Annotated in this window: 22 protein-coding genes; 10 read left to right on the top strand and 12 right to left on the bottom strand. The window is 44.4% G+C overall.

All coding sequences use genetic code 11. From position 1 onward, the window contains the following. Window positions 1–5: 5 nt before the first annotated feature. The 7 genes from J7I42_RS02595 to J7I42_RS02565 all read right to left on the bottom strand — a co-directional run bounded on the left by J7I42_RS02595 (window position 6) and on the right by J7I42_RS02565 (window position 7,399). Window positions 6–980: a Rossmann-fold NAD(P)-binding domain-containing protein gene (locus tag J7I42_RS02595; protein WP_209137210.1), complete on the bottom strand. Its 975-nt coding sequence runs from the start codon at window positions 978–980 to the stop codon at window positions 6–8. A gap of 85 nt (window positions 981–1,065) precedes the next feature. After that, on the bottom strand, window positions 1,066–2,220 hold the full coding sequence (locus J7I42_RS02590; protein WP_209137209.1) for an aspartate aminotransferase family protein: 1,155 nt from the start codon (window positions 2,218–2,220) through the stop codon (window positions 1,066–1,068). A 44-nt stretch (window positions 2,221–2,264) separates the two neighbouring features. Continuing rightward, window positions 2,265–3,284 (bottom strand): N-acetyl-gamma-glutamyl-phosphate reductase, encoded by a 1,020-nt coding sequence (gene argC / locus J7I42_RS02585; RefSeq protein WP_209137208.1) that lies wholly within the window; start codon window positions 3,282–3,284, stop codon window positions 2,265–2,267. 144 nt (window positions 3,285–3,428) lie between these two features. Then, window positions 3,429–4,631: an argininosuccinate synthase gene (gene argG / locus J7I42_RS02580; protein WP_209137207.1), complete on the bottom strand. Its 1,203-nt coding sequence runs from the start codon at window positions 4,629–4,631 to the stop codon at window positions 3,429–3,431. Between the two features lie 17 nt (window positions 4,632–4,648). Then, entirely contained in the window at window positions 4,649–5,377 is a 729-nt protein-coding gene (locus J7I42_RS02575) for a hypothetical protein (protein WP_209137206.1), read from the bottom strand. A 416-nt stretch (window positions 5,378–5,793) separates the two neighbouring features. Beyond that, complete coding sequence (locus J7I42_RS02570; protein WP_209137205.1) at window positions 5,794–6,552, bottom strand: geranylgeranylglyceryl/heptaprenylglyceryl phosphate synthase; 759 nt, start codon at window positions 6,550–6,552, stop codon at window positions 5,794–5,796. Between the two features lie 91 nt (window positions 6,553–6,643). Beyond that, window positions 6,644–7,399: a DUF2490 domain-containing protein gene (locus J7I42_RS02565; protein ID WP_209137204.1), complete on the bottom strand. Its 756-nt coding sequence runs from the start codon at window positions 7,397–7,399 to the stop codon at window positions 6,644–6,646. Window positions 7,400–7,734: 335 nt separating this feature from the next. Between J7I42_RS02565 and J7I42_RS02560 the strand changes: the two genes are divergently transcribed. Together J7I42_RS02560 and J7I42_RS02555 are read left to right on the top strand one after the other, a co-directional pair. Continuing rightward, window positions 7,735–11,103 carry a vitamin B12-dependent ribonucleotide reductase gene (locus J7I42_RS02560; protein WP_209137203.1) on the top strand — a complete coding sequence of 1,123 codons (3,369 nt, stop codon included), beginning with the start codon at window positions 7,735–7,737 and terminating at the stop codon, window positions 11,101–11,103. A gap of 898 nt (window positions 11,104–12,001) precedes the next feature. After that, the gene (locus J7I42_RS02555; RefSeq protein ID WP_209137202.1) at window positions 12,002–12,481 is read left to right on the top strand and encodes a YcxB family protein; all 480 of its coding nucleotides are present in this window, start codon (window positions 12,002–12,004) and stop codon (window positions 12,479–12,481) included. Window positions 12,482–12,638: 157 nt separating this feature from the next. Here the strand turns inward: J7I42_RS02555 and gldB are convergent, their stop codons facing one another. Beyond that, the gene (gldB, locus tag J7I42_RS02550; protein WP_209137201.1) at window positions 12,639–13,655 is read right to left on the bottom strand and encodes a gliding motility lipoprotein GldB; all 1,017 of its coding nucleotides are present in this window, start codon (window positions 13,653–13,655) and stop codon (window positions 12,639–12,641) included. A gap of 182 nt (window positions 13,656–13,837) precedes the next feature. Between gldB and J7I42_RS02545 the strand changes: the two genes are divergently transcribed. Next, window positions 13,838–15,553 (top strand): NAD+ synthase, encoded by a 1,716-nt coding sequence (locus J7I42_RS02545; RefSeq protein WP_209137200.1) that lies wholly within the window; start codon window positions 13,838–13,840, stop codon window positions 15,551–15,553. Between the two features lie 53 nt (window positions 15,554–15,606). On the opposite strand, the gene J7I42_RS02540 is transcribed toward J7I42_RS02545, so the two are convergent. Together J7I42_RS02540 and J7I42_RS02535 are read right to left on the bottom strand one after the other, a co-directional pair. Beyond that, window positions 15,607–16,035, bottom strand: coding sequence for a lipocalin family protein (locus J7I42_RS02540; protein ID WP_209137199.1), 429 nt, complete (start codon window positions 16,033–16,035; stop codon window positions 15,607–15,609). A 191-nt stretch (window positions 16,036–16,226) separates the two neighbouring features. Next, window positions 16,227–16,712: a hypothetical protein gene (locus tag J7I42_RS02535; RefSeq protein WP_209137198.1), complete on the bottom strand. Its 486-nt coding sequence runs from the start codon at window positions 16,710–16,712 to the stop codon at window positions 16,227–16,229. Between the two features lie 268 nt (window positions 16,713–16,980). Between J7I42_RS02535 and J7I42_RS02530 the strand changes: the two genes are divergently transcribed. From J7I42_RS02530 to rsgA, 5 genes are all read left to right on the top strand, one after another. Then, window positions 16,981–17,982 carry an AAA family ATPase gene (locus J7I42_RS02530; protein ID WP_209137197.1) on the top strand — a complete coding sequence of 334 codons (1,002 nt, stop codon included), beginning with the start codon at window positions 16,981–16,983 and terminating at the stop codon, window positions 17,980–17,982. Window positions 17,983–18,004: 22 nt separating this feature from the next. Continuing rightward, window positions 18,005–18,877, top strand: coding sequence for a DUF58 domain-containing protein (locus J7I42_RS02525; protein WP_209137196.1), 873 nt, complete (start codon window positions 18,005–18,007; stop codon window positions 18,875–18,877). A 3-nt stretch (window positions 18,878–18,880) separates the two neighbouring features. After that, window positions 18,881–19,780, top strand: coding sequence for a BatD family protein (locus tag J7I42_RS02520; RefSeq protein ID WP_209137195.1), 900 nt, complete (start codon window positions 18,881–18,883; stop codon window positions 19,778–19,780). A 3-nt stretch (window positions 19,781–19,783) separates the two neighbouring features. After that, window positions 19,784–20,791 (top strand): vWA domain-containing protein, encoded by a 1,008-nt coding sequence (locus J7I42_RS02515; RefSeq protein ID WP_209137194.1) that lies wholly within the window; start codon window positions 19,784–19,786, stop codon window positions 20,789–20,791. Window positions 20,792–20,852: 61 nt separating this feature from the next. Then, window positions 20,853–21,785, top strand: coding sequence for a ribosome small subunit-dependent GTPase A (gene rsgA / locus J7I42_RS02510; RefSeq protein WP_209137193.1), 933 nt, complete (start codon window positions 20,853–20,855; stop codon window positions 21,783–21,785). A gap of 76 nt (window positions 21,786–21,861) precedes the next feature. Here rsgA and J7I42_RS02505 read toward each other — a convergent pair whose 3' ends face one another. Further along, a complete protein-coding gene (locus J7I42_RS02505; protein ID WP_209137192.1) occupies window positions 21,862–22,194 on the bottom strand; it encodes a DUF3630 family protein in 333 nt (110 codons plus the stop codon). 296 nt (window positions 22,195–22,490) lie between these two features. Continuing rightward, window positions 22,491–23,018, bottom strand: a complete 528-nt coding sequence (locus J7I42_RS02500; RefSeq protein ID WP_209137191.1) for a gamma carbonic anhydrase family protein — start codon at window positions 23,016–23,018, stop codon at window positions 22,491–22,493. A 175-nt stretch (window positions 23,019–23,193) separates the two neighbouring features. Here J7I42_RS02500 and J7I42_RS02495 point away from each other — a divergent pair, with 175 nt between their 5' ends. Beyond that, window positions 23,194–24,378 carry an aspartate aminotransferase family protein gene (locus J7I42_RS02495; RefSeq protein ID WP_209137190.1) on the top strand — a complete coding sequence of 395 codons (1,185 nt, stop codon included), beginning with the start codon at window positions 23,194–23,196 and terminating at the stop codon, window positions 24,376–24,378. Window positions 24,379–24,505: 127 nt separating this feature from the next. Then, complete coding sequence (locus J7I42_RS02490) at window positions 24,506–25,021, top strand: DUF4399 domain-containing protein (RefSeq protein ID WP_209137189.1); 516 nt, start codon at window positions 24,506–24,508, stop codon at window positions 25,019–25,021. The last annotated feature ends 758 nt before the right edge of the window (window positions 25,022–25,779 follow it).

Below are 25,779 nucleotides of genomic sequence, written 5' to 3'. Positions count from 1 at the left end.
GCTGCTTATTTATTTAACGATTCAAGTATTTCACTGAGTACAGCTTGTGCTGCCCAAACACGGTTGCTGGCTTCCTGGGTAACAATGCTATTGAGACCATCAAGGATTTCATCGCTCAACTCAACATTACGCCGAACAGGTAAGCAATGCATTACTTTGGCGTTGTTGGTAACAGCCAGCTTTTTGTTGGTCAACATCCACTCAGGATCGTTGGTATAGATCTTACCGTAGTCTTTAAAAGTGCTCCAGTTTTTCACATAAACAAAGTCGGCGTCTTGTAAGGCCTCATCCTGATTGTGTGTAATGGTAGCTCCTTTAGTGAATTGCTCGTCCAGCTCATAATCCTCGGGGTGAGTGATCACGAAATCGGCTTGTCCCCAGGCGTTTACCCATTGGGAAAAACTATTGGCCACACATTGTGGCAATGGTTTTACGTGTGGGGCCCAGGTAAGAACGATCTTGGGCTTTTTGCCAGCTGGCAGGGGTTTCTTTTTCAGGCATTCGGTAATGGTAATGATGTCTGTTAAGCTTTGCAATGGATGGAGGGTAGCGCTTTCCAGACTTACCACCGGAATGCCGGCGTATTTTATGAATTGTTTAATGTACAGTTCGCTGTAATCGTCTTCCCGGTTCTTTAATGAGGGGAAAGTACGAATGGCCAGAATATCAAAATAGTTACCCATGATGGGGGCGGCATCTTTTACGTGCTCAACGGTGCTGCCGCTCATGATGGCTTCATCTTCAAACTCCAGTGCCCAGCCTTCCTGTCCAACATTGAACACGATGGGTTCCATGCCCAGGTTTTGTGCTGCGATCTGAGTACTAAGGCGGGTACGCATACTAGGGTTCAGGAACAATAAGCCAATACGTTTACCAGCTCCCAACGATTTGTCAAGAAATGGAGTTGTTTTGTAGGAGAGCGCCTTAATTACCAGCTCATCTATATTCTGCACATCGTGTACACTTGTGAAATTTTTCATGCCTGTAGCGGAAAGGAGAATGAATAATAAAGTTACTTATGAAAGTGAAGGTGATTTACCTGCTGGCAAATCACCTTCGTTCTATTTATTTTGCGATGCTTTCTGTGCTCACCTCAATTTCTTCTTTGATGGCTTCCAGCAACTGGTCTACATCTTTTTTGCGCAGGGCCAGGGAAGGCAGTAGTCTGATCACATTGGGTTTAGCTTCACCGGTGAAGATCTTGTGTTTCCACAGCAAGTTCTTACGCAGGTCTTTGAACTGCTCGGGCACATCAAACCCGATCATCAGGCCGCGGCCCCGTACATTTTGCAGCTGTGGGATCTTCTTAAGTTCTTCCATCAGGTACTGACCTACTTCGGCAGCGTTCTGCAACAGGTTTTCTTTTTCTATTACTTCCAATACTGCCAGCGCAGCTGCACAAGCCAGGTGATTGCCACCGAATGTAGTGCCGAGCATACCGTGTTTGGCTTGTAAATGCGGGGCAATGATAATGCCGGCAACAGGGAAACCATTGCCCATACCTTTGGCCATGGTGTAAATATCTGCATTTACACCAGCGAAGTCGTGTGAAAAGAACTTCCCGCTTCTGCCATAACCGCATTGTACACTATCGGCAATATATACGGAGCCATATTGATCGCATAAGCGACGGATGGCTTGCAAAAAGGACTCGCTGGCTACATTTATGCCACCCACGCCCTGTATGCCTTCGATGATCACCGATGATATCTCATTTCCCTGTTCTTTGAAACAGGCTTCCAGCGCTGCTATATCATTAAAGGGAAGAAAGATCACGTTCGATGTCTGGTTCACCGGAGCTACAATTGCCGGGTTGTCAGTGGTAGCAACAGCCAGAGACGTACGTCCGTGAAAAGATTTCTTGAACGCAATTATTTTTTTACGGCCATTGTGGAAAGAGGCCAGTTTAAGTGCATTTTCATTGGCTTCCGCGCCTGAGCTGATCAGGAATAACTGATAATCGGGTTTGCCAGATATTTTACCCAGTTTTTCTGCCAGTTCATCCTGCAAAGGCATTTTAACTGAATTGGAATAGAAGCCTACTTTATTTAACTGGTTGGTAAGTCGTTCAACATAATGCGGATGGGTATGGCCAATACTAATTACCGCGTGACCGCCATACAGGTCAAGGTATTGTTCCCCTTTGTCATCCCATACGTAAGAGCCTTTAGCCTTATCGATGGCGATGTTGTTGATCGGATAAACGTCAAAGAGTTTCATGGTTGTAATTGTTTACATCGTGGTTGCCCACTCCGCCGTTATGATTAAAAATAATTCGCTTTCAATTTCAGCCCGGCAGTTTCATCCAACCCAAATATCAGGTTCATATTCTGTACTGCCTGGCCGGAGGCTCCTTTGGTAAGGTTATCGATGGCGCTGTGCACCACGAGTTTGCTGCCTACTTTCTCCAGTGAAATAATACATTTATTGGTATTCACTACCTGCTTTAAAAAGATCTCGCCTTTGTTCAATACGGTGAAGGGCTGACCTATGTAGAAATCTTTATACAATTCAGTAAGCTGTTCCAGTTTCCAGTCGCAATCAACCAGTGAGCTGATAAAAATGCCCCTGGTGAAATCTCCGCGCCAGGGAATAAAGTTCAATGCTTCTGATGAACCATCGGCTGTTACTGGCGAAAAGGAGGGTTGCAATTGTTGTAATGACTGCGTGATCTCCTTTAAATGCTGGTGCGTTAAAGTTTTATATGCCTGAATATTATTGGCCCGCCAGCTGAAGTGTGAGGTGGCCGATAATCCCTGTCCGGCCCCGGTAGAACCGGTGATGCCAGTGGTATAAACCGAATTCAGCAAACCGGCTTTTGCCAGTGGCAATAAACCTAACTGAATGCCGGTAGCAAAACAGCCGGGGTTGGCAATGTTCTGCGCACCCTTGATCTGGTCTTTATTCAATTCAGGTAATCCGTATACGAATTGCCGGTTACCAATAGCAGATTTAGGCGCCAGCCTGAAATCCTGAGACAGATCGATGATCTTTATTTTGTCGTTTACAGTATACTCTGTTAAGAATTTGCGGGCATCGCCATGGCCTACACACAGAAAAATAACATCTACACTGCCATCCTGTAAGGGAGAAAGGTCATCAGAGAATTGAAGGTCTGTTTCCCCAACCAGATCGGCATGTACCTGGTAAATAGGATTGCCGGCATTGCTTTTACTGTTTATAAAGGCAATCTCAATATGGGGGTGATTGATCAGTAACCTGAGCAACTCACCACCGGTATAACCAGCGCCACCTATTATGCCTACTTTAATCTTTGTACTCATAACTTACATTAAATCGTGAATGGTCAATGGTGAATGGGCAATCAATTTCCTGCTTCCTACATCTTAATTCTTACTTCGATCCCTCTATCAACTCCATCAACCTTATCAACTTGCTGCTTTTTCTACTAACCTATACCTCGTCAACTATTTCTTCTTATTCTCTTCTGTAACCGAGTTCCAGATCGAGGTCTGGTTGCCAAATATTTTGCTGAATCCACGAACGTCTTCGCCTGTAAAGCCGGTATTCATTTCACCATATTTGCCAAACTTGCTGCTCATAAGGTCATAGGTTGATTCAATACCGATGATCTGGAAGCGATAGGGTTGCAGGTGAACAAATACATCGCCGGTTACGTGAGCCTGAGAGCTTTCGAGATAGGCTTCAATATCACGCATTACAGGGTCCATGATCTGGCCTTCGTGTAACCAGTTGCCATAGAACTGGGCCAGCTGGTCTTTCCAGTTAAGCTGCCATTTGGTAAGCACGTGCTTTTCCAGGGCGTGGTGAGCTTTCAGGATCACCATGGGGGCGGCTGCTTCAAAGCCAACCCGGCCTTTAATGCCTATAATGGTATCGCCTACGTGAATATCGCGGCCCACACCATAGGCTCCGGCAATTGTTTGCAGGTACTGAATGGCTTCGCTGGGGTGAGCAAATTCTTTATCGTTTACCTTTTTCAGTTCGCCTTTTTCAAAACGAAGTGTTACTTCTTCGCTGCCTGTTTTGGTAACCTGGGTAGGCCATGCTTCTTCGGGCAACATGCCTTTTGAAGAAAGTGTTTCTTTACCGCCTACGCTGGTACCCCACAAGCCTTTATTGATGGAGTAAACGGCTTTGGCGAAGTTCATGTTCACGCCTTTGCCTTTCAGGTATTCAATTTCTGCCTCACGGCTTAACTTCAGATCGCGAATAGGGGTAATGATCTCTACACCGGGGATCAAAATGTGGAATACCATGTCAAAGCGAACCTGGTCGTTCCCTGCGCCGGTGCTGCCATGTGCTACGGCATCGGCATTTAGTTTCTTTACGTGCTCTGCAATGTGCAGGGCCTGGCTCAATCGTTCGGCGCTCACACTTAACGGGTACGTGTTGTTCTTTAAAACATTCCCGTAAATGAGATATTTTATAATGCGATCGTAATATCCTTCTATGGCGTTAACAGTTGTATGTGTTTTTACACCCAGCTTGTAAGCGTGTTCTTCAATTTTCTTCAATTCTTCATCACTGAAACCACCGGTATTTACAATAATGCTGTGCACTTCGTAGCCCTGGTCTTCGCCCAGGTATTTTACACAAAAAGTAGTGTCTAAACCACCGCTAAAACCGAGAACAACTTTCTTTGCCATCTTCGCAAGAATTGTTTTTAGAGATTAAAAAAGTAGTGAAAAAAAGATTTGATCTTGCCGGCTCCGCCGCCAGAAGGGGTGTTGGAGTCTTTATCTTCCTTAAAGAAAGGCTTCAGCAATTTCCATTGTTTTATCCGTAACAGCCGCTCAAATACGCTTTTCTTCTCTTCGAAGAACTCCTTGGTTTCCTCTGGCTCGTAGTGATCTTTGGGATCGTACAGCATGGCGGTGCACAAACAGTTCTTACGCTCTTTGCTCATGAGAATATCGTAGTTCACACAGCTTTTGCAACCAGCCCAGAAAGCTTCATCCTGCGTAAGCTCGGAATAGGTAACGGGCTCATAACCCAGATCACTGTTGATCTTCATAACGGCCAGGCCGGTAGTAAGACCGAAGATCTTAGATTCGGGGAAGGTTTGCCTGCTCAGCTCGAAGATCTTTTTCTTAATAGCTTTTGCCAAACCGCCCTTACGGAAGTTGGGTGATACAATGAGCCCTGAATTGGCAACATATTCGCCATGGCTCCAGGTTTCGATGTAACAAAAGCCGGCCCAGATACCGTCCTGGTTAAAAGCGATCACGGCTTTCCCTTCACGCATCTTCTGTTGAATATATTCAGGCGAACGTTTGGCTATACCGGTTCCGCGGGCTTTTGCCGATGCGGCCATTTCATCGCATATGATCTGAGCAAAGCTGAGGTGTGATTCGTTGGCTACAAGTACCTGAAATTGATGTTGAGTTTCCATTTTTGAAACAAGGCTAAATGTGAAAAATGCAACGGCTTAAAACATCGTGCCGGAGACGAGGGTATGTTGGAATGAAGGTCATTCCAGTTACCACAAAGCATGCTGTATGGTTCAGTAAGTATCAACGTCGCACCCTTACGGGGATAGGTTGGAAGAAAAAAACTGTACGGAGACGTACAGGAAAAACCCCACGCACTATAGTAATCACGGCTAGCGCGACTACATCAGCGAGTATTATGGTGAGATTTTTTTGCATTTTAAACTGGTATGCTTTTGAATCAATAGAATTTTGTCACCGCAAAGAAAAACACTTTTTTACAATCAATCGGGGTTTTTGGTGTAAAATTTTAGCCAATTTCCAAATTAATTGTTAAGGGCCTCTTGCAATAAGACAATTAAGCCATCAGATTGTTCAATTATGATATTCGGGTAGGCACCGAATGTATGGCAGCACTCATCTCTTTTATCAGCGAAGCATCTTTTTCGATAGCATTGCCAATAACGATCAGATCGGCGCCTGCCTTGCAGTTGCGATAGGCTTTTTCGGGGTCGCAAATACCGCCACCGATCACCAGTGGTACTTCAATCACTTCTGCCACTTTCTCTATCATGCTTTCTGTGATGGGACGTTTGGCGCCGCTACCAGCATCCATATAGACCAGCTTCATGCCCAGCATTTCGCCGGCCATAGCGGTACACATAGCAATTTCATTTTTATCGGCAGGGATGGGTGCCGCATTACTGATATAGGAAACTGTGGTAGGTGCACCACCGTCAATAACCATATACCCGGTTGAAATGATCTCCAGCCGGCTTTGTTTTACAAACGGCGCTGAAATAACATGCTGACCGATCAGCAATTCTGCATTACGCCCCGATATAAGGGACAAATAAAGCAATGCATCGGCATATGGGGTAATTTGCGATGGGCTTCCCGGGAAAAGGATCACCGGGATATCGCAATTCTTTTTTATTTGCTGAACCACCTCATCGAGCCGGTTGGTAACAACCAGGCTGCCACCCACCAGCAAGTAATCAACCCGCGCTTCGGTGGCCAATGCGGTCAACTCATCTATTTTATCTACTGTAACTTTGTCTGGGTCAATCAGTACTGCAAATGACTTCTGTCCTTTCGCTTTTTGTTGCAGTAAAGATTGATAAATACGATTCGTCATGCTGGGCTATTGGTGACTACAAAAATGCAAAAAGTTTTCGAAAGGGGCTATAAGGTGCCCAAACTTTTACCGTTAATTGTTATTCAAAGTATTATAATCTACTAAAAGCAGTTACCTGAAGCAGATTTTCGTGCCCCCAACCATTACCGGCATCTTTTATAACCCGTAACATATACGATAACTCCAGGTCAGTATGTCTGTTGAACCGGTAACCCGTGCCTACCAGGCTGCGATTCTGGTCGAACCATTTGCCATTTACAAATTGCTGGCCGCTTACATTGAAAAAGAGCTCATTCTGCACTAACACATAAGTGCCTTTATTAAAGTCGTTTATAACAGAAACCAAAGGAATTTGTTCCCTTATCTGGTACCGCAACCGGTTGGTAAAGGAGGTCCCGGTTTTCTTTAGGTCATCATTTTCCGTCTGCAGGTTGGGCAGCCACCTGTTTTCGAGCCGCAGGCGATGCCGCATAAAGGTTTTATGCCTATGGCCTTCCCCGCCAAAATAAACAGGATGGGCCAGCCAGGCTTGTTCAAGTGCCTGATGCTCTGTTGCATAAGCAGTTATGCCGCCAATGGTGCGGCGATTGTCATTCAGGCAATAACCACCCCCTACGCTCCACCGGCTGTTCAACTGTACAAAGGCGCCGGTACGCATTAAAAAAGTTTGCAGGTATTGTCTTTTGGGATCGCTTCTAAAACTGGCTTCCAAGTGGTAAGTGACCTTGCGGGAAATAGAGAACTGGTTATTAGTGGTTGCCCAGCCCGATAATGCCACCTGGGACCGGGTGTTATAACCAGCGATCATTCCAACCATCATCCACGTTAATTGTTTATAAAAGGACATGTTAGGCAAAGAAAACGAACATTTTCCTAATGATTGTTTGTGTGGAGTAGAGTGGGGTGTTTCGGGGGCAGAACAGGCAATTTCCGGTTATTTATCGAAGGCCTTATTAGATAACGATTTTTTAATAAACAGCCTACAAAAAGTAATCAACATTGCACCGTATTCTGTGCAAAAATCAAGTAAGTCACACCCAGCTTGCATCTTAGTATTTTTCACATCCTTTTTCCACAGCTGTGCATATCTAGCAGTCGGAAATCTGGCCGTTGAAAGATATTTTCGTTCTCTACCCCTGTTCAAAATACCCTGATTAAATCATGTTAAAAACTTACTAACCAATGGCCATAAAAAAGCAATCGAAAGGCTTACAGTTCAATCGCCGCTTCACCCGCGAAGGAGTGTCCGTTTTTGATCAGTTTGAATACGATTACAGAACATCGGTGATCCGCAATCCGAGTGGTGAAGTGGTGTTTGAAATGAATAATGTGGAGGTCCCCAAGCACTGGAGCCAAATTGCTACAGACATTCTTGCCCAAAAGTATTTCCGCAAGGCAGGTGTTCCCCAACAGGATGGTTCATTAGGTCGTGAAACGTCGGTAAAACAAGTGGCCCACCGTATGGCCAATTGCTGGCGGGCATGGGGTGAAAAGTATGGTTATTTCGCTTCCGAGCAGGATGCAACTGTTTTCTACGAAGAGCTGGTACATTGTATCCTGAACCAATCGTGCACGCCTAACAGTCCGCAATGGTTCAATACCGGTTTATTCGAAAGCTATGGTATAAAGGGCAAACCGCAGGGCCACTATTATGTAGACCCCGTTGATGGCCAATTGAAAAAATCAACTTCAGCATATGAGCGTCCGCAACCACACGCCTGTTTTATTTTAAGTGTTGAGGACGACCTGGTTAACGATGGTGGTATTATGGACCTGTGGATGCGTGAGGCCCGCATTTTCAAATATGGCAGTGGTGTAGGAACGAACTTTTCAACTATAAGAGGTGAAGGTGAAAAATTAAGTGGTGGTGGAACTTCCAGTGGATTAATGAGCTTTTTGAAGATCGGTGACCGCGCTGCCGGCGCCATCAAAAGCGGCGGAACAACCCGTCGTGCCGCCAAAATGGTGTGTCTCGATCTGGATCACCCCGAGATCATGGAATTCATTAACTGGAAAGTAGAAGAAGAAAAGAAAGTAGGCGCCCTGATAGCTGCTGGTTATCCCAGCGATTATGAAGGCGAAGCATACAGAACCGTTAGCGGACAGAACTCCAATAATTCCATTCGTATTTCCAATGAGTTCTTCGAAAAGCTGGAGAATGATGATGAGTGGGAATTAAAAGCCCGGACCGATGGTAAGGTAATGAAACGCATTCCGGCCAAAGAAGTATGGAACCAGGTTGCCTATGCTGCCTGGCGTTGTGCCGACCCCGGTACCCAATACGATACCACCATCAACGAATGGCATACAAGTCCTAAAGGAGGCCGCATCAATGCATCAAACCCTTGCAGTGAATACATGTTCCTCGATAATACGGCCTGTAACCTGGCATCAGCCAATCTGCGCCGTTTTTATAACGAGGCGACCAATACGTTCGATGTAGCTGGTTTTGAATATATATGTCGTTTATGGACGGTAGTACTTGAAGTATCGGTGCTGATGGCACAGTTCCCTTCAAAAGAAGTAGCGCAATTGAGCTACGATTACCGTACCCTGGGTTTGGGTTATGCCAACCTGGGTTCTATGTTAATGGTTATGGGTATACCTTATGATAGCGAAGAGGCCCGCGGTATTGCCGGCGCCCTCACCGCTATTATGACCGGTATTGCTTATAAAACTTCGGCCGAACTGGCTTCTATACTGGGACCCTTCAGCCGATATGAAGAGAACCGGGAAGATATGTTGCGGGTAATGCGCAATCACCGCCTGGCCGCTTATGATGCAGATGATTATGAAAAACTGCAAATAAAGCCACAGGGAATTAAAGCAAAATATTGTCCTGATTACCTGTTGAAAGCAGCTACCAAAGCATGGGACGAAGCTGTACAGTTAGGAGAAAAATATGGGTATCGCAATGCCCAGGTTACTGTAATTGCGCCTACCGGCACCATTGGCCTGGTAATGGATTGCGATACCACTGGTGTTGAACCTGATTTTGCATTGGTTAAATTTAAAAAGCTCAGTGGTGGTGGTTATTTTAAGATCATCAACCAGAGTGTACCTACCGCGTTGAAGAACCTCGGTTATCAAACACGCGAAATTGAATCCATTGTAAAGTATGCAGTAGGAGCGGGCACTTTCTTAGGCGCTCCGCATATCAATCACCAAACATTAAGCGAAAAGGGATTTATTGCCGAGGAAATAAAAAAATTAGATGCTGCGGTAGCTTCCGCTTTTGAGATCGGATTCGTATTCAATGTTTACACGCTCGGCGAAGAATGCCTGCAACGACTGGGATTCAAACCTGAGCAGTACTTTAATTTCGAATGGAGCCTGCTTGAAGCTTTAGGTTTTTCAGATGAACAGGTTGAGGCCGCTAATGATTACATCTGCGGTACTATGACCATTGAAGGAGCACCCTTCCTGAAGGCCGAACACTTGCCCGTTTTTGACTGTGCCAACAAGTGCGGTAAAAAGGGAGAACGGTATATTCATGCCCATGGCCATATTCGTATGATGGCCGCCGCACAGCCTTTCCTGAGTGGTGCTATTTCAAAAACCATTAACCTGCCCAATGAGGCAACAGTAGAAGAAATTGCAGATGCGTACATGATGAGCTGGAAACTGGGCTTAAAAGCCTGTGCGTTGTACCGCGATGGTTCCAAGCTAAGTCAGCCGCTCAGCAATAAGAGCGATAAGAAGAAGAAAGCAGAAGAAGAGACAAGTGAAAATGTTACTACCGCTGAACCACAGGAATCTAACATTGTTGACCTGGGCAAACTCACTATTACTGAGTTGCTGGGTGAAGTACAAAAACGCGTTCAGGCATCGCCCGATACCAAGCTGAAACGGGAATTGGCGCGTATTGTAGAACGTAGGACCTTACCGGCAAAACGCCGTGGCTTTACACAAAAAGCCAAGATCAACGGACAGGCCTTGTTTTTACGCACGGGTGAATACGGAGATGGAACAGTAGGTGAGATCTTCATTGACATGGCAAAAGAAGGTGCTACTATGCGTAGCATGCTGAACTGTTTTGCAATTGCTATTTCTATTGGTTTGCAATACGGCGTGCCTTTGGAAGAGTATGTTGAGAAGTTTGTGTTCACGCGTTTTGACCCCGCTGGTATGGTCGATCACCCCAACATCAAGAGCACCACTTCCATTGTAGACTTTATTTTCCGTGCCCTGGCATACGAGTATTTGGGTAGAACCGATCTGGTACATGTGCTCGACAAGCCAGAAGTAATGAATACTGGGGTAGATGAATGGGATGAAATTCCCACATCGCTGGAGTATGAAAAAAAAACTCCCCCATTGAGTGATGTACGGGTTGTGCCCGGTAAGCCAACGAAAACACCTGATGTAGAACCTTTAAAACCAGTAAAAGCCACTGTTAAAAAAGCAGAAATAGGTATCGATGCCATCAATGCAGCAGCTAAAAGCATGCAAAGTGATGCACCGGCCTGCAATACCTGCGGACATATTACCATCCGTAGCGGAACCTGCTATAAATGCCTCAATTGCGGTAACAGCATGGGCTGTAGCTAATGTTGAGATTTGTTTGAATGATGTTCCGCTCCAATCGTCCTGATTAAGTCAGGACTCATAAATGTGATTTTTTGGACGGTTATATTTATAAACTTCAATCCGCTCATGTTCATGAGCGGATTTTTTGTTAGGTTGAAGAAAAACTTTCCTTTTTGCGTATTCACCGGCCTAAAAGGACGGTTCATCTACTTGTTTTTATAGTTATGTAGATATTTTTTAATATTAGGTTGAAATACAAGTCCGTTTATCCTTAAAACCCAGCCCATGCACTTGAAATGGAACTCTTTTTTACTGGCAGCATTATGCCTTATTTTTCTGGCCTCCTGCACCCGATTTATCTCGCCATACCAGGCTGCGAATGGCAGAGCTAAATGCGGCCGGGGAGTGAGATGAGCATCCATTTAGCCTATTAAACTTTTTCATTTGCGCAGTACCCGGTTTGTTTGCCTGGTTACTGCGCTTTTTTATAATATATCCTCCATCCATCATCCCAAGAATCCCATAAGTCCCATCCTACCATTCAAAAATACCCGATCACCCCAGTGCTTTCCTAAGGAGCTGATTTGTAATTATGTGAATGATATTCAGCAGATTAATAAAAATACCCCTGTTTTTATATCCCAATAAACCACCACAAAGTGGTATTGCAATCCGCCACTTTCCTAAGTAGGTTTGCAAACGAAAAAGTTTTGCCCTCTGCACTAAGATATTTCAGACGAATTACTAAACCTCAAGTATAGCCATTAAGAACAAGTTTGCCCTGAAAACAGGGACATTCCCGCGTAAGCGGGATAGTTTCATGTGCACTGCTGGACAGGGTTCATTAATTTGAACCCTGTTTTTATACCAGCCTTTCCCGGGAATTCTTACTTTTACGGCCTTAATAGGGGAAAACTGAATGACAGTCCAATTTGGCTATGATAAGAAGCAGGTAATTCAAGCCTTGCGGTATCACTTTTTAATGCGTCCTGAGATCAAGATCCTACTGGTATTGATAAATGTATTTGCCATTACCTCGGCGGTATTGTTTGCCCTAAAGAAAATACAACCTATTTCTTTTTTAATATTTTCTTTTTTGTGGTTCCTGCTGATGCTGGTTATCTGGCGCATCTTACCTGGCAGTATCTATCGCCGGTCACTCACCTTCCAGGACCATTTTACCATGCGTTTTGAAAATGAAGGGGTAATGCTGGAAACCGCCAAGGGATCCAAGGGCTGGGACTGGAAGAAATTCAGCTATTTTGTAGAAAGTCCCTATTTTTTTCACCTCTATTTTGATGCGCGCTCCTTTTTCCTGGTGCCTAAAGACGCGTTTAAGGATATTACCGATCTGCAAACGGCCAGGGAGATGCTTAAAGAGAAAGTAGGGAAGAAATAAGTTGACCAGTTGATCTGTCGATAATGTTGATAAGGTTGATAGAAGGCCGCGTCGTGGTTTGCCCCGCTGAGGTGCCTAAAAGCCGGGGTAGTTGCCATTAATAGTAATAGTGCACCCGAATTTCAGACCCCACTCACAACTGACCACTCACAACTGACTAATTCGGCCTGTATTTACTTTCCTCAAAAATTATTTTCGCATCGGTATTCAACAGCTCATTTAAGGAGAGTGCGCTGTGTTTGTCCATGTATTTCTTGACTATCTGCCAGCCAACAAAGATGCCAATGGCGCCGGGCGACTGTTCGCTGATCTCAGGGGTGTTAGGCGCTTCCTCCATATACGGCCTTATATCAGCGGGTTCAATGGTGAATAATAAATTGTGTGAGAGGAAGTGATTCCAGATAAGCCCTTCGTTCTTATAACTTCCTGTAAGTTGTGCGGCGGTATAACCGGTTTTCAGCGAATCCTCGATAAAAGGTAAGATCTTATCCAGCACATATAATCGCTTTCCCTTTTCAACCATTTGCTCTACCAGTGGCCTGCTGCCGCCTTTTTCAGGTGAAATATCGTTGATGATATTTTTCATACAGTTCACTACAATATAGTCGGGTGTAAAACGCCGGGAAATGTAACCGGGAAAAACTGCCTGGCCCATACTGCTTTGGTACAACGAATAGTTTTTGCCCATGTGCAACTGTAATCCTACTGCCAACGCATCGCGGGTGATCACATCACTGTAACCCTCCATGGGCCCGATATAGGTAATGAGCTGTGTAGGTGGTTTATACGCTGGGAAATAATATTTTACAAACTGCAAACCCTTTTTCACATCATTTTCAATGGAGGTGAAATTCCGGAATACCTGGTCGGCCGAATCCTTAACGGGTTTGTAGTCGCCAATGAACTTTTTCAGCAATGCCAGTTCCTGCTGGCTGGTATCACTCAACCCCGGCAGCTCCATAATGTTGTATAAAAAGTCGCCCAGGAAAAGCGGATATTTGGGGCCCATGTGCTCCAGAGAGGTCATAAGGTGATTAGAATCTATAGCAAAGAAATCCTGTTCAAACCGCTTTACGGTCAGCTCAACTTTTATATTCGATACGTTAGGAATGTCTTTGTTTTTACAGGAAAATAACCCGGCAATTACCAGTAGTACCAATCCAGTTCGTTTCATCTTGCAAGTTTTATGGTTCGGCTTTTGCATGCTGCGTTTCAACGCCGACAACCCGGTTTTTGTTGTAACGGCCTGCAATTTAGGGGATATCAGGCTGAGCTTGTATCTCTTTGCACATTCGCGTAAATTTGTAGGCAGAACGAAAAACGGGGGTCCGTTTTTATTAAACCCAACATATTCAAATGAAAATTGCCATTGCGCAACAAAATTATCATATAGGGAATTTTGAAGATAATACCCGCAAAATAATGGGGGCTATACAGTATGCCAAGAGCCGTAAAGCCGACCTGGTTATTTTTTCCGAGCTAAGTATTTGTGGTTACCCTCCGCGTGATTTTCTGGAGTTTGATGACTTTATCAATGAATGTTATAAAGCCATCGACATTATAAAAGAGCAGGCTGATACCATTGGGGTAATTATTGGCAGCCCGCAACGCAATCCGGCAAAAGAAGGAAAAGACCTGTTTAATGCAGCCTGGTTGTTGTATGACAAAAAGATAGCGGGCGTAGCACATAAAACCCTGTTGCCGAATTATGATGTGTTTGATGAGTACCGGTATTTTGAGCCGGGCTTTGAATGGAATGTGCTGGAATTTAAAGGGAAGAAAATTGCTTTAACCGTTTGTGAAGATATCTGGAACCTGGGTGATAATCCATTGTACAGGCATTGCCCCATGGATATGCTTATTACCCAGCAGCCTGATCTTATGATCAATATCTCTGCTTCCCCTTTCGATTACGATCACGATCAGGACCGCGAAGAGATTGTACGAGCTAATGTATTGAAATATGGACTGCCCATGTTTTACTGTAATGCCATTGGTTCGCAAACAGAGATCGTGTTCGATGGCGGCAGCCTTGTCATGGACGCCAATGGCCAGATAGTGAAAGAAATGAAATATTTTGAAGAGGACTTTGCCATTGTAAACCTCGACGAAATTGAAGTGCAAAAGGCCAAACGCAAACCAATGAAGGCCGTGCCGGAGTTTGATAAAGACATGCGGGTAGGAAAAGTGGAAGACCCTGAAAAGATCATCGAGTATCTCACTTCCGATGAAAATATTGGCCAGATAAAAGAAGCCTTAATATTGGGCATAAGGGACTATTTCCGTAAAATGGGTTTTACCAAAGCCATTCTGGGCAGCTCAGGTGGTATTGACAGCGCTGTTACCCAGGCGCTGGCAACACGTGCCCTGGGCCGTGAAAATGTACGGGCCATATTAATGCCTTCCCATTTCTCCACTTCCCATTCGGTTGACGATGCAGAACAGTTAAGCAAAAATCTGGGCAACCCTTATGATATTGTGCCTATAAAAAATGTGTACGATTCACTGCTGCATACACTGCAGCCTGTTTTTGGTGATCTGCCATTTGGATTGGCCGAAGAGAATTTACAAAGCCGTACCCGTGGCAATTTGTTAATGGGTATAAGCAATAAGTTCGGTTATATATTATTGAATACTTCCAATAAAAGCGAATTGAGCACCGGGTATGGTACCCTGTATGGCGATATGGCCGGCGGGTTAAGCGTATTGGGCGATGTATACAAAATGCAGGTATTCGCGCTGGCAAATTATCTCAACCGCAATGGGGAGATCATACCCGAAAATATTATCACCAAACCACCGTCTGCGGAACTGCGGCCCGATCAAAAAGACAGCGACAGTTTGCCCGATTATGCAGTGCTGGATAAAGTGTTGTATCAATACATTGAAAAAAGAAAAGGGCCAAAGGAATTGATCGCTATGGGCATCGATGAAGCGTTGGTGCGCCGGATCCTGAAGCTGGTGAACAGCAATGAATACAAGCGCAATCAGTTCTGTCCCATTATTCGTGTAAGTTGTAAAGCGTTTGGGGTAGGCCGTAGGCTGCCAATAGTAGGAAAGTATTTATCATAAATAAAAAAGGACTGTCGATACCCGGCAGTCCTTTTTTATTTTATATAGTACAATTAATATCTTCTGTAAGTATAGGTTGTAGTGATCACAATGTTGTTCTGGGCTCCGAGTTCTTCCAGCACCAGGGTGCTTTGGGAAAGAGATTTTATATTATATTCCACTCCGTCGATTATAAGTACGTTGCCATCCAATGACCAGTTAACGGTCCAGCTGTCAACAGTAGAACATTTTGTGCCTGCATCAACAAGCGTTGCCGAGAAGTCGCTTCTTAAAATAGTCTGATCATCTAATTCGCAAGGATCGTGATATTCAGTTGTAACATCTATCTCCGGATGGCCGGTCACTTTTTCCGTTTGGGACACCAGTACATAAGTGCCTACCAGGTTTGCAACTGTAATAGCCTGTGTATCTTTTGTACAAGCTGTAAATGAAGTAACTGCTATCAGGATTAAAACAAGAATTTTAGTAAAAGTTTTATTCATAAAGTATCGGATTTATTACAGGGATAAACGATTTAGGCCGGCATTTAAACAGCATTTACCCTTCTTTATTGTGTAGATAATAGCTTTTTAATCTATATTTTATATAGGGAAACCCTTATCGCTGACGGGGTTACAAACAAAAAGCCCCCCAGACATGGGAGGCCTTAAAACTAATTTTATTCGTTAAACTATTAGTGCTTTAGGTCGAGTACTAAAGTAAAATTGCCATATGGGGCAAAGGAGGTGTCTTTTAATATCCGTAACCTGGTGTTGCTCAGTTCTCCTACCTTGAAGTTTCCGGAAAAGCTACTGCCAAAAAGCGGATCAGGGCTATACAGTGTAGCTCCATTGTCTTTAAACCACCATCTAAAGGCTACTGTTGCCGGATCGGTTGAATTACACTTGATGGTACCATTGCTAAGTACGCCGGTACTATCACTTTTGAAGGTAATGGTATTGTCCTTATCGCACGCTTGTACACCGCCTACAATGGCAGGTATGGGCTGATCGATTTTCCCGTCTTTGTCGGTATCCAGACCAACGGTATCATATTTCCAGGTAGCGGTGGTAATTAACTGCATTTTTGCGTTAGTGTCATCTGATTTTTTATCATCGTCTTTGTTACAGGCATAAAGGATAATTCCGATTGAAAGCAGTGCGAATACGTAATTTTTCATCTTTACAGTTTTAGATAGTTTAATACCCGAAAACGGAAATTGGGTAAATACGGCCACTAATATGAGCAAATTTTATTCCTATTCCGTTGCTTTCCGGTAAGTTAGTTTGTAAATTACTGCAACTACAAATTTGCCAGTTTATTGTATGTTGTCAAACATGTTTATTTTTATTGATTTTAGGAAGGTTTTTATAAGTTGGCAAGCCCTTTGCAAAGGCATTGGCGTATTTTCATAACTGATTATCAATCATTCATACTAAACCCCGTATATGCTATTAACAGCAGATGATATCCGGCAGCTCAATGACAAAATACAATATCAGGGCGCTTTTATCGACCGGCTCCGCGACGAAACAGCCAGGGTTATTATTGGTCAGCATCATATGCTCGACAGACTGATGATAGGTCTGTTAAGCAACGGGCACGTTTTGCTGGAAGGGGTGCCGGGTTTGGCAAAAACACTCACTATTAAATCACTGGCGCAGGCGATACATGCCAAATTCAGCCGCATTCAGTTCACTCCCGATCTGTTGCCTGCTGACGTAATTGGTACGATGATCTATAACCAGCAAAAAAATGAATTTATAGTACGCAAGGGGCCTATTTTCGCCAACTTCGTACTGGCCGATGAAATAAACCGCGCCCCCGCAAAAGTGCAAAGCGCCTTGCTGGAAGCCATGCAGGAACGCCAGGTAACTATTGGCGAGACCACGCATAAACTGGATGAACCGTTCCTGGTACTGGCCACACAAAACCCGTTGGAGCAGGAAGGTACTTACCCATTACCCGAAGCCCAGCAGGACCGCTTTATCATGAAAGTAATTGTTGATTATCCAACCAAAGAGGAAGAACAGATCATCATCCGCCAGAACCTGCAGGGAGAAAAAGGACCCCAGGTAAGCCAGGTAGTGACGATGCAGGAAATAAAAGAAGCTAAAGACCTCGCCCGGCAGATATACATGGACGAAAAAGTAGAGAATTATATCCTCGATATTGTTTTTGCCACGCGGTTCCCCGATAAATACAAACTCGAAAAATTAAAACCACTGATCGCATATGGTGGCTCACCCCGCGCCAGCATTAACCTGGCACTGGCGGCCAAAGCCCATGCCTTCCTGAACAAGCGTGGTTTTGTAATTCCTGAAGATGTGCGCAGTATTTCAAAAGACGTATTGCGTCATCGTATAGGTTTAACGTACGAAGCCGAAGCGGAGAATGTGAATGTGGAAAATATAATTGACGACGTTTTACGTGTAATACAAGTACCATAAAAAAGGCACCCTATTCCCCATTATGCTAACGACAGCCGAAATAATAAAAAAAGTTCGCGAGCTGGAGATCAAAAGCAAGAAGCTTACCCGTCATTTATTCACGGGCGAGTACCACAGTGCTTTCAAGGGCCGGGGTATGTTGTTTAAGGAAGTACGCGAATACCAGCCAGGCGACGATATCCGGTTTATCGACTGGAACGTTTCTGCCCGCTTTAATCACCCATTCAGCAAAGTATTTGAAGAAGAGCGTGAATTGTCGGTAATGCTGCTGGTCGATGTAAGCGCCAGTTCTTTATTTGGTACTACCCATGCCCGAAAAAAAGACCTTATTACTGAAGTGGCCGCTGTGATGGCGTTTTCAGCCATTAGTAATAACGATAAGGTGGGCGTACTTTTCTTTAGCGATGTAATAGAAAAGTTCATTCCCCCAAAAAAGGGAAGAGACCACGTACTGTACATCGTTCGCGAACTGCTAACCGCCGAACCAAAGAACAAAGGCACCCGATTGGGGAACGCCTTGCAGCGGTTAAATAACACCGTTCGCCAAAGCAGCATCGTTTTCCTCTTAAGCGATTTCCTGGACAATGATTTTGAAGATGGATTGAAGGTAGCTGGTAAAAAGCATGATGTGATAGGAATTAAGGTGTATGATAAAATGGATATGCAATTACCCGAAGCCGGCTTAATAGAAATTGAAGATGCCGAAAATGGGGCCCGCAGCTGGGTAGATACCAGCGACTACCTGGTACGCCAACAATACGAGGCTGCTTTCTTTAATCATACAAACTATTGTAAAAACATCTTTGTGCGGGCTGGTTGCGAACTCCTGCATATACGCACCGGTGAAGATTATGTAAAAGTGCTGCAGAAATTCTTTGTCGGTCGTAACCGGTAATTTATGAAAAACCCTATTCTCAATATTATACTTATTGGTTGTTTACTCTCCAGTCCGGTTTATACCATAGGCCAGGTACTGGCCAGGGCATCTGTTAACCGCGATCAAATCCTTATTGGCGAGCCCATTAAACTGACCTTTGAAGTACGTATACCGTTGGGGCAAACCTATACCTGGTTTAACCTTGATTCCATTCCACATTTCGACATTATTGAAAAAGGCAAGACCGATACCACCGATAACATTGATGGCAAGCAGTTTCACCAGGAACTCACCCTCACCAGCTTTGACTCGGGTACTGTTTTTATTCCGCCGCTTGTCTTACAGGTTAACGGTAAATCATACGCTACCGATTCTATTGCTGTTGAGGTAGGCTATGCGCCACTGGACCTCTCAAAAGACTACCGGGATATAAAAGAAATTGAGGAAGTGCCCAAACCGGCCTGGATGACCTGGATACCCTGGATCATTGGCGCATTTACCCTAATTGCTATTGGCGTTATTGTTTACCTGTTGCGCAAACCCAAAAAAGCAGCCCCCGTTGTACAACCGGCCCAGCCCAAACTGGGGCCTTACGAGGAAGCTTTACAGGCGTTGGAAGAATTGCGTAAAGAGGGGCTGAAGAATGGGGAAGTAAAAACGTATTACAGCCGGCTGAATGATATTCTGCGTGTATTTATGTTCCGTAAGCTGAAAGTGGCCACGCTTGAAAAAACGAACGAAGAGCTGATCGTGCAACTGCGCCAGACGCCTTTGGATAAAGAAAGTTTTAATCAGCTGGTGCATGCTTTACAGATCGCCGATTTTGTAAAGTTTGCCAAGTATCAGCCAGATGAAAGCGATAATGAAAAGAATCTTGCCGTCATTGAAACGGCTATCAAAACACTAAACAATATTTCCTGACCCTTGCTGTACAATTGGTTTGAACATATAACATTTGCATACCCTGAAGTATTCGGGTTGTTTGTACTGGTGCCGGCTATGCTTTACTGGTACCTGAACAAGTATAATAGCAAACAGGGAACGCTGAAAGTGTCTTCCCTTGCAGTTATTCGTAAAAGCAGTTCGTGGAAAAGTACTTTTCGTCATGCGCCCTTTGTGATCCGGCTACTCGCCCTTTGCTGCATCATCATGGCCATGGCCCGCCCGCAAACCCGTAATGATGAAGAGCTAAAGAACGGTCAGGGGATCGACATTGTACTTTGTCTGGATGTGAGCGGTAGCATGCTGGCGCAGGATTTTTTGCCCGACAGGCTGGAAGCGTCCAAACAAATGGCCGCCAATTTTGTCGACATGCGGCCCACCGATCGCATTGGCGTGGTTATTTTTTCGGGAGAAAGTTTTACCCTGGTGCCACTGACTACTGATAAAGCTGTATTAAAAACCCAGATATACAATATTCAGCGCGGTTTACTGGAAGATGGTACCGCCATTGGAGATGGCCTGGGTGTAAGTGTTGACCGGTTGAAAAACGTAAAAACAAAATCGAAAGTGGTGATCCTGCTCACCGATGGGGAAGACCAGGGTGGCCGGATTGATCCCCTGGCTGGTAAGGAACTCGCAAAAGCCTATGGCGTACGGGTATATACAATTGGGGTAGGTTCAGAAGGTTATGCCCCCGTACCTATTGGCGATGGCGCAGGCGGCATTACTACCAGGCAGCAAAAAGTGAATATTGATGAAAAACTGTTGCGGATGATTGCTACGGAAACCGGTGGTTTGTATTTCCGGGCAAGGGATAATGAAAGCTTGAAAAAGATCTACCTGGAAATAGATAAACTCGAAAAATCGCGCATAGAAGTTACAGCATTAAAACGGTATACAGAGCGGTTCTTTCCCTTTGCACTCGCTGCCGCTGCCTTACTTTTCCTGGAAATAATTCTGCGATATACTTTATTTAAGAAATTTCCATAATATTCTGAACGAAGAAGGTGAGCAATCGAAGTACAAGTAATATTGTACATTTATGCCCTCAATGAAAGCAATCGTATACCGGTCAACCGGCAGTTGGTACAATATAAGAACAGAAACGGGCAAAACGATGAGTGCCCGCATAAAAGGCGTTTTCAAAATTGATAATATTACTTCTACTAATCCCATTGCTGTGGGCGATGAAGTGATGATTGAGATAGAAAGCGAATCGGCTAATACGGCCATCATCACCGAAATTTGCCCCCGGCGCAATTATATTAACCGGCAATCGCCCTCGCATAAAAAGCAACATCATATTGTGGCAGCTAATATCGATCAGTCGGTGTTATTTGCCACGCTCAGGGACCCAAAAACTTCCCAGGGCTTTATTGATCGTTTTTTGGTAACCAGCGAGGCCTACCACGTTCCGGCCATTGTGGTGTTCAATAAAGCCGATCTGTATAAGAACAAAGAGCAGGAAAAATTTGCCATGCTCAAGGAAATGTATGCGGCTATTGGCTACCGTACGATATTGATGTCGGTTAAAAACAATGAAGGCATCGATGAATTAAAGACTGCCCTCGAAAATAAAATAACCCTCATGAGCGGCCATTCCGGCGTGGGGAAATCCTCCTTTATCAATAGCATTTTTCCCGAGTTGCAATTAAAGACCCAGGATGTAAGTGGCTGGAGCGGCAAGGGTATGCACACGACCACTTTTGCCGAAATGTTCGACCTGCCCACCGCAAATGGCGGCAGGGTTATAGACACCCCGGGTATGCGCGAATTTGGTTTGGTTGATATTTCCCGGCAGGAACTTTCACATTATTTTCCTGAAATGGCGCGCGTACTTAATGACTGCCAGTTCAATAATTGTTTACACATAAACGAACCGGGTTGCGCCATAAAAGACGGTGTTGTCAATGGGACCATTCATGAAGAGCGCTATGTAAGCTACTACAACATTCTGGAGTCAATTGACGAGAAAAGCTATTAATTATTGACGTCCGGATGGACTTTCAATACAGGTTATGGATAATGGAAAAAGAGAGGATGATCACAGTGGAGTAATACTAAGCAACAAATCGTTTGGTCTTATGCACCATTAGCTTGGTCTCCAGAAATTTTGCGACCTCAATTACCGCATCATTGTCTTTGCGGGGAGCTTCCTTGATCTTGAAAGGATAAATTGAAATGCCGGTGTAAATGTTGTAATACAGCGAAAGAAGATGTCCCTTGTAGGCAAAATTCCATGTTAGGGTATCAAAATCGTCCTGCTTGTTGGTGAACCGGATCTTGAGATCATCCAATAAAATATTAGCGACCTCATAAAAGCGCTTCAATCCGCAGTCATCGTCAATAATGGCTTCAGTACAGCCAAAATCTGTGCGTAGAGTCAGGCTCATAAAGTACGGTTTAGATTATGAAAAGGTTGAACCGAAGTTCAACCGGTATTCAGGGACTACGCTTTGAATTTTCTTGCTTTGGGCACTTTTTCTCCACTCAGGATCCGTTCGGCCCCAACGTTTTTACCATTACTTGGGCAACCGGTTTTGCGACTACATGAACTTCCGCCTAAAACATAGACAACTGCAACAGCTAAAAACAGAAAAATTCTAATTGATTTCATAAACTCTTTTCTTAGGATAAAACGCTCTTAAATTTAGATATATTATGTCAGAATTGCAATAGATAGGACCAATTATTCGGTTACCTGATCACGGAACCAATCGGCATATTTTATGTAATTATTGGCGATCCGGTCAATTTCGCTGTGAACCTGCGATACAACAATGTCTTTCACCTTCCTGGCAGGAACGCCCGCAAAGATGGTGCCCGGCGGAACGATGGTTTCTTCCAGTACCACGGCGCCAGCTGCAATGATGGAATTGCTGCCAATATGGGCCCGGTCCATAATTATGGCGCCCATCCCTATCAGTACGTTATCATCTACGGTACAACCATGTACAATGGCGTTATGTCCAATAGACACGTTGTTGCCAATAATGGTTTGGGTACGTTTATAGGTACAATGGATGATGGCACCATCCTGAACATTTACTTTATTCCCCATACGAATGCTGTTTACGTCGCCCCGTACAACGGCATTGAACCAAACGCTGCAATCATCACCCATAACCACATCGCCAACAATGGTAGCATTGGGAGCAATAAAAGCATTATTTCCAAATTTTGGGTATACCCCTTCAACGTGTAAGATTACTGGCATGGCTGTTTTTTTTAAGGTTCTGTTTTACAAATATCCTAATTAATCTCATCAATCAGTTACCGGTTTCCTGTTACGGGGTATTGAAAATTATAAATCCTGACTACCGCTGGCCTCCTGGTGACAAAAACCGGTGACTGGCAACTAGTAACTGGTAACCAGTATCTTTGCCGGGATTATGAATAAACGCGAATTATTTCTCCGGCATGTGGCGCAAACTTCACCTGCTCCACTGGGTTTAGAGATCGTGAAAGCAAAAGGAAGCGTATTGGTTGACGCTGCCGGCAAAAAATACCTCGACCTCATTGCCGGTATCAGTGTGTGCAATGTTGGCCACCGGCACCCCAAGGTGGTAAAAGCCATCAAAAAGCAGGTTGATGACTACATGCACCTGCTGGTATATGGAGAAATGATAGAAACGCCTCAGGTGCAGTTTGCCAAATGGTTAACCGATCATTTGCCGGCCACCCTCAACTCGGTATATTTTACCAATTCCGGGGCCGAAGCCACGGAAGGGGCCATGAAACTGGCCAAACGGGTCACTAACCGTACCCAGATCATTGCGTTCAATAAAAGCTACCACGGTTCAACCCAGGGCGCGCTGAGCATTATGGGCGATGAATACTGGCGCAACGCCTTTCGCCCACTGTTACCCGATGTATTGCACCTGGAGTATGACGCTTTTGAGTCGTTGAACCAGATAACCACCCAAACGGCTTGTGTAATAGCCGAAACCATTCAGGCTGAACGTGGGGTAGTGGCGCCTTCCCCACAATGGATGTCGGCCCTGGAAAGAAGATGCCGCGAAACCGGCACTTTATTGGTACTGGATGAAATACAGGCCGGATTTGGAAGAACCGGCACCCTTTGGGGGTTTGAACAGTTTAATATAGTGCCCGATATTGTTTTAATGGGGAAAGCCCTGGGCGGTGGCATGCCGCTGGGCGCTTTTGTGGCCGATAAGGAGATTATGAAGGTGTTTACCGAAAACCCGGTTCTGGGCCATATTACAACCTTTGGTGGCCATCCTGTATGCTGTGCCGCCGGACTGGCAGCATTTAAAGTGCTGCTGAAAGAAGAAATAGTAGAAGAGGTTGCTCATAAAGCGGCCCTGTTTGTTGAAATGTTGCAACATCCATTAATAAAGAAAGTACGGGCAAACGGTCTGCTGATCGCTGTGGAGTTTGAAAATTTCGAGATAAATAAAAAGGTTATTGACGGCTGCCTGCAACAGGGTATATTGACCGACTGGTTCCTTTTTGCGCCTGAGTGTATGCGAATAGCTCCACCGCTTACCATTTCAACCAAAGAGATAAAAAAGGCTGTCAAAACGGTTTTGCAGGTATTGGATGCGGCACAATAGCCTGGTTGTTTGATTGTTAATATGTTGTCAAACCGGTAGATATCAACTATATACCTTTAAATTTGCGCGGTTGTTTCGATAAGTGTGAGCTGGTTAAACCATTATTTCATCACTTCAAAAATAGTTTATGCGTAAAATTGGTCTTATTCCTTTTCTGCTTTTAGGCATGGTTGCTTGTAACGATGGCGGTTCAAAAACTGAAGAAACCGCTACTGACACTGCCGCAGCTGCTTCTACTGCTATGGATACCACACACCACGCGGCTGAGCCTGCCGCTGAAGTAGCCCCGGTTCCAGAAATTCCTGCTGGCGCTAAAGTATTTTTCAAAAACCTGAAAAATGGCCAGAAAATAAAATCTCCCTTTAAAGTACTAATGGGCGTATCAGGTATTGCACTGGATTCTGCCGGTGTAATAAAACCTGCTTCTGGTCACCACCACATTTTGATCGATAACGGCGATTCTCTGGCTTTGGGAACTGTGGTGCCTAAAGATTCTACTCACCTGCATTTTGGCAATGCTCAAAAAGAGGCAGAACTGAAATTAACGCCTGGTGAGCACAAATTGACGCTGCAATATGCCGATGGTATCCATCGCTCATATGGAGGTAAACTGGCTTCATCTGTTACAGTAACTGTACAGTAATTTATTATACGTAAAAATTAATTAGGGCAGCCCTTGTAAAAACGGGCTGCCCTTTTTTATTACAGACTGCTACTTAAAATACGATTACGCAATCGGTTGAGTTGATTAAATCCGCATTAAAGTGTCTTTTTTACACAAAATATATCCCTGCTGAATGTGGTGTTTTTGGGGACTTATTTGTTAAAATACTGCAGCTCGTCTAAAAAATTATTTTCTTAAAATTCTGTACAATACTTTTGAAGAAGTTAAACAAGGTCTATGCAATAGCTTTGAGGGCATGACCTGCGGGGCGATTTTCTAATCGCCCCTTTTTTATGCTATAAAATCGTTCAAGCATCCTTACAAGTCAGTTGATTGGAATCAATATGATGTTTTTTTTTCATAATTGTTTAGTACACTCCTACCATTTCATTGTTTTAATTAGTGATAGTCAGTTATTGCGCCGGCAAAATTGAAATTTCCCCTGAATTTCAATCGGACATTAGCAAATTATCATAGTTCTTTTTCTTTGTGAAGTATCGCAAATTACACTTTACCAGGAGCCATTTCTATGGCACCTGTTTTTTTTTAACCCTGTTCAATGTTGGAGGCCCATTTCTATTTAGTCGGAGCATTCTGAGCGTCCGAGCATCCTGAGCGCTTCGCTCACCGAAGCCTTAGCGTAGGTGAGGAGTCGAAGGATCGAAGGGCCGACGAACATTTACTTGCGATCCTTAAAATAAAAAATCCCGACCTAAGCCGGGATTATATAATTAGCT

Origin of the sequence: Niastella soli (assembly GCF_017742245.1) — a bacterium.
Taxonomy (GTDB): Bacteria; Bacteroidota; Bacteroidia; order Chitinophagales; family Chitinophagaceae; genus Niastella; species Niastella soli.
This window is presented reverse-complemented; position numbering and strand designations above follow the sequence as displayed.

Coding starts and splice junctions, on each gene's coding strand:
- J7I42_RS02505 (WP_209137192.1), bottom strand. CDS start 22,194: ATGAGCCTGACTCTACGCACAGATTTTGGCTGTACTGAAGCCATTATT.
- J7I42_RS02575 (WP_209137206.1), bottom strand. CDS start 5,377: ATGGAAACTCAACATCAATTTCAGGTACTTGTAGCCAACGAATCACAC.
- rsgA (WP_209137193.1), top strand. CDS start 20,853: ATGAAAGCAATCGTATACCGGTCAACCGGCAGTTGGTACAATATAAGA.
- J7I42_RS02570 (WP_209137205.1), bottom strand. CDS start 6,552: ATGACGAATCGTATTTATCAATCTTTACTGCAACAAAAAGCGAAAGGA.
- J7I42_RS02525 (WP_209137196.1), top strand. CDS start 18,005: ATGCTAACGACAGCCGAAATAATAAAAAAAGTTCGCGAGCTGGAGATC.
- J7I42_RS02565 (WP_209137204.1), bottom strand. CDS start 7,399: ATGTCCTTTTATAAACAATTAACGTGGATGATGGTTGGAATGATCGCT.
- argC (WP_209137208.1), bottom strand. CDS start 3,284: ATGAGTACAAAGATTAAAGTAGGCATAATAGGTGGCGCTGGTTATACC.
- argG (WP_209137207.1), bottom strand. CDS start 4,631: ATGGCAAAGAAAGTTGTTCTCGGTTTTAGCGGTGGTTTAGACACTACT.
- J7I42_RS02555 (WP_209137202.1), top strand. CDS start 12,002: ATGACAGTCCAATTTGGCTATGATAAGAAGCAGGTAATTCAAGCCTTG.
- J7I42_RS02530 (WP_209137197.1), top strand. CDS start 16,981: ATGCTATTAACAGCAGATGATATCCGGCAGCTCAATGACAAAATACAA.
- J7I42_RS02540 (WP_209137199.1), bottom strand. CDS start 16,035: ATGAATAAAACTTTTACTAAAATTCTTGTTTTAATCCTGATAGCAGTT.
- gldB (WP_209137201.1), bottom strand. CDS start 13,655: ATGAAACGAACTGGATTGGTACTACTGGTAATTGCCGGGTTATTTTCC.
- J7I42_RS02520 (WP_209137195.1), top strand. CDS start 18,881: ATGAAAAACCCTATTCTCAATATTATACTTATTGGTTGTTTACTCTCC.
- J7I42_RS02595 (WP_209137210.1), bottom strand. CDS start 980: ATGAAAAATTTCACAAGTGTACACGATGTGCAGAATATAGATGAGCTG.
- J7I42_RS02590 (WP_209137209.1), bottom strand. CDS start 2,220: ATGAAACTCTTTGACGTTTATCCGATCAACAACATCGCCATCGATAAG.
- J7I42_RS02535 (WP_209137198.1), bottom strand. CDS start 16,712: ATGAAAAATTACGTATTCGCACTGCTTTCAATCGGAATTATCCTTTAT.
- J7I42_RS02560 (WP_209137203.1), top strand. CDS start 7,735: ATGGCCATAAAAAAGCAATCGAAAGGCTTACAGTTCAATCGCCGCTTC.
- J7I42_RS02545 (WP_209137200.1), top strand. CDS start 13,838: ATGAAAATTGCCATTGCGCAACAAAATTATCATATAGGGAATTTTGAA.
- J7I42_RS02495 (WP_209137190.1), top strand. CDS start 23,194: ATGAATAAACGCGAATTATTTCTCCGGCATGTGGCGCAAACTTCACCT.
- J7I42_RS02500 (WP_209137191.1), bottom strand. CDS start 23,018: ATGCCAGTAATCTTACACGTTGAAGGGGTATACCCAAAATTTGGAAAT.
- J7I42_RS02490 (WP_209137189.1), top strand. CDS start 24,506: ATGCGTAAAATTGGTCTTATTCCTTTTCTGCTTTTAGGCATGGTTGCT.